Source organism: Mycolicibacterium bacteremicum (assembly GCF_002086115.1).
GTDB classification, from domain to species: Bacteria; Actinomycetota; Actinomycetes; order Mycobacteriales; family Mycobacteriaceae; genus Mycobacterium; species Mycobacterium bacteremicum.
Genome location: NZ_MVHJ01000061.1, coordinates 1 through 3963, shown reverse-complemented (window position 1 = coordinate 3963; position 3963 = coordinate 1). Strand labels below are relative to the sequence as shown.

General features: G+C 61.6%; 3 protein-coding genes. All 3 read right to left on the bottom strand.

Going from position 1 to position 3963, the window contains the following annotated elements:
* Positions 1 to 157 precede the first annotated feature (157 nt).
* A complete protein-coding gene (locus tag BST17_RS28420; RefSeq protein ID WP_234807872.1) occupies positions 158 to 1549 on the bottom strand; it encodes a phage portal protein in 1392 nt (463 codons plus the stop codon).
* A gap of 15 nt (positions 1550 to 1564) precedes the next feature.
* The gene (locus BST17_RS28415; RefSeq protein WP_234807871.1) at positions 1565 to 3223 is read right to left on the bottom strand and encodes a terminase large subunit domain-containing protein; all 1659 of its coding nucleotides are present in this window, start codon (positions 3221 to 3223) and stop codon (positions 1565 to 1567) included.
* Between the two features lie 62 nt (positions 3224 to 3285).
* The gene (locus BST17_RS28410) at positions 3286 to 3756 is read right to left on the bottom strand and encodes a phage terminase small subunit (protein WP_083062351.1); all 471 of its coding nucleotides are present in this window, start codon (positions 3754 to 3756) and stop codon (positions 3286 to 3288) included.
* Between the last annotated feature and the right edge of the window lie 207 nt (positions 3757 to 3963).

The window sequence follows — 3963 nt, the reverse complement described above, 5'->3', positions numbered from 1 at the left end:
GTAAGATCGTCGGCAGCGTCAGATGTGTATAATAGACAGCTCTTCCAGAACCCCAACGCCTGAAGGTTGGTGAGCGGATGGAACGGTAGTGAGGACATTGCATCTCCCATATCGGGTGGCGCCCATAACGGGCCTGCCGCCGGAAACGGCGGAAGTCTTAGTTGTTCTCGTCGGTGACGATGCGACGGTTCGGCAGGGCGAGCTGCTTAAGGTTTTCGTCGATCTCCGACGGCGTCATCTGCCAAATCACCTGGCAGCGTTTCTCCACAGACAAGGTGTCGGCGGCCTGCGAGGACGCCGACGCCATCTCCGCGAGAGTGCGGAACTCGATCGGACCCCAATGCAGCCGAAGACTATTACCGCGCTCAGACTCGCCAGCTAGCGCAAACGCGATACGCCACAGCAACTTCAGTGGCGGTGTAATCCGTGCGCGCCGGTCTCGCACCTTGGCGGTCGCGGACTCTCGCATCAGGCCGGCACCCTCAGCGGAACCGTTCGCGGCATCCGGGGTGATCAGATGCAAAGGGGTTGAGGTGACAGCGGCGAACTCTTTGACGTCGTCACGTTTGGCGATGGTGAACGGCCCGAAGTCGGACTGCTGAGATTCCCAGATCTCAAAGTCGGCGGGAATCATCCACATCGAACCGGGTCCAGCCTTCAAGTTGGATCGCATGTCCGACAGCGTCGTTGCGGCAATGTCTTCGCCGTATTCGTCTTCGCCGTCGTCCGGGTCGCCCTTGAGAGCACGTTGCCGGAGAGACTGATACCAGAACCCGACAATGCGTTGCAGGGTGGTGTCGTTGATCCGGTCAAGCAGGTCAATGTGGGGTTCGTACTCCCCTAACCCGAATGCGTTCTCGAACCGGACGATCGGCACACCGCCGAGTTCGTCGAGACCATCAACAGGTTCGGGTTCGTCGCTGATTCGGCGCCACTCCAAACCCTCCAACTTCAGAGTCCACTTCTCACCGGGCAGGAACATGTGCGCGATCTGCTCACCGGTGATCTGGTCGTAGTCCTTGACCAACGCCGCAGCCAACCGCACAGGATTGTCCGGGTCAGGGATCCCGACGCAGCGCCGCGGATCAATTGCATGGATCGTCGGTGTGGGGGCTCCAGGAACGACAAGCCCGTACGCTTCGCCCATCGCGAAGAGATAGCCGAGAAGATCTTTGAACCGGGCTGCAAACCCGGATTCGTCCATGATCTGGGCGGCCAGATCGTCACCGTTGGTGTCGCCGTCCACCACCGTGGAGATGGCCTGCAACTCCATTCGATCCAACATCGCCGCCACACACATCGGGGCGTAGTTGGAGCGGGCCTTGCGCATCACATCCCGGAAAACATCGCGGTATTCGTCGGCGATGTGCGGCAGCGGAGGGTCACCCACGTAGTAGGACCACAGGGTGTCGAGGATGCGGTTGCGTGGCTGAAGTTCACGGCTGCACGCCGAAAGCTCGGGCCGAACCCGAACATCCTGCCATTTAGGGCGAGTGACCTGAGTGAACCTCACGTTCAACAGGTCGAACCACTCCGAGGGAGTCAGCAACAACCAACCGCCCTTCTACCGGATCTGGCCTATGACTTGTCGTTTCTGGCGGCGCCCCAGCCCTGCCGAGACCGCATCCAAGCGCGCTTTCCACGCCATCACCGCCGCATATGCGGCATCAATCTTGTCTGGGGAATCCGGGAACGCCTTGTACAGCAGGTAGCCCTTGCCGACCGCTCTGCGGCGAGCATTCAGCACATGCCGTGTCAATGCTGTGGAGCCGTCGTGGCTGCACTCACCGTTTTCAATCGCCGCGTGCAACGCCTTCACCGCTTCGACAGCGTTGGTGTCCTTGCCGCGTGGCCACGCCGCGATCCGGGAGGAACCCGACGCTTTCACCTTCGGATGCAGCTTCGCCCCGAACAGGGCTTCCCACTTCGCGATGTGCTCAGTCCACCCAGAGGGGTCTGCATAAAACCCGACCACGGTGTACCGCTTGAACGCCATCCGGATGACCGCATCCACTTCGGCGACCGGAGGCGCCCACGACGACTGATCACCTGTCTTGACACGGTCCCTGGCCGACATCTCTCGTGGCGCTTCCCACACCGACCTATCACCAATCTCGAACAGGTACCCGTCACGAACACGGCACCCAATCAGCGCGGTGGCGTCCGGCTTACCCTTCTTCCGACCAAGCGAGCCATCAAACCCGAGGACGATGACATCCTTGTCAGCCAGCGGAACGAACGATTCACGCTTCAACTCACCACCGGAGTAGCAGGCCCCCCACTCCGGAGACGACACCCACGCATCCGAAGCGTGAGTGATCTGATTCAGGTAGTCACTACGCGCCGTCTGGATATCCGTCGCTGGATCCCAAATGACCGCGATCTGCGCTTCCAAATCCACATGCCCCGGAGGGCACGGCGGATCATGCAGCACACACCCATCCGGATGCCCCGAGGAATCCCCGTACGACACCCGCAGCCCGTGAACCAACGACTCACGGTCACCCATGTCCGTCTCCGGCGGCGCCTCACGGTGATCCCACAGGATCGGCTGATCCAGCTTCGTTCGGCCTTCACGCGCCGCCACCGCAGTCTCAGCGGACTTCTCCGCCACCGAATGCTCACCCGGAATGTAGGCGTTCGGAGACTCAATCGTCCGCCCACCATTCTTCGCGGTGTTCGTCCGAATCTTCTGCGCCAAGGCAGGACCACCGTTAGACGGCACCCACTCCTCAGTCTGATCCAGAACCGCGAATGTCGTCGGCGCACCCTTCACAGTGCGACCCGAACTCGTCCGCTTCTCGATCTTCCCGCGAGGCAGGTTCACCACCGTGTCGAACGGCTCCACACCCGGATATGCATCAACAACCGGGCCTGCCAGCATCTCCACCATCGGCTGCCACGTGTTGTTCGTCTGATCCTCAGACACAGCAGCCACATGCACCAGCGGCGTTCTAACAGTGCTCCACGGCCTGCCGACCGGCTGCCCGTCAGCATCCCAGCCGTCGAACACCACATCCGCCAACGCTTCAACGATGCACAAACCACCAAGGATCGGGCTCTTGCCCCAGCCACGCGGCCTTCCGAGGAGGCCACGCCCGTACTTGAACCGGCCCGTCCGGGGGTCAATCTCGTACCAGCGAAGAATGAAGTCCTCTTGCTCCTGGTACGGCACGAACGGCTCATACTCGCCGACCGCCGGCCGCGCCAGATGCTCAGTCATCCAATCCAGCACATACCAGCCGAGAGTTGGAACCTCCCCCTCTTCAGAGGGCTTCCACGGCATCAGACAGCTTTGAGAGGGCCGCGCCGCGACCGCGACGACGGACCAGCAGAACCAGAACGCCGCTCATCAGCCTCATCAGCCGCCGCATACGTGATCCGCAGCCGAGCCCGGTCCTCCGACGTGGCACCCATCTTCGCCACCCGAAGACGCAGCTCCGGCAACAGCTTCAGATCACCCTTGCCCCACACCTTCGCATGAAGAAGAGCAGTATCGAGAAGGAAGTCCCAGTCCGTGGCGGTGAAATCCTTCGCCATCGGCTCAGAACCCCACACCTGCCACCAGCGCCGCGTAGCCTCCGGCCACACAAACCGCTGCGACACAATCTCGCCATCGTCCTCAACCTGAACATCAAACTCAGGCAACTCCGGCTGCGCCACCGGCTCCGCCGTGTACACGCGCAACCCCGACGGATCAGCGTTACGCCGAACCCGCTTCAACGGATCCTTCGGTTGAGGTCCGCGACCAGCCATAACGGCCAACCCCTTTCTGCCATAACGGCTTTCAAGAGACATACTGCATATGCCCAGGTCAGGCCGATTCGCCAGACCCGTACAAACAACGAGAACCGTGAGCCGGGGTTGTGGTCTGGACGCCGGGGGGAGGGGTGGACCCCGGGTGTGGGGTGCCTGTGACCTGCGGTTTTGTGTTTAGGTGTTTGGCCTCGGGGTTTGCAGGCC

Excerpts from the sequence above, each read along its gene's own strand:
- BST17_RS28415 (WP_234807871.1), bottom strand. The coding sequence starts at position 3,223 with ATGACTGAGCATCTGGCGCGGCCGGCGGTCGGCGAGTATGAGCCGTTC.
- BST17_RS28410 (WP_083062351.1), bottom strand. The coding sequence starts at position 3,756 with ATGGCTGGTCGCGGACCTCAACCGAAGGATCCGTTGAAGCGGGTTCGG.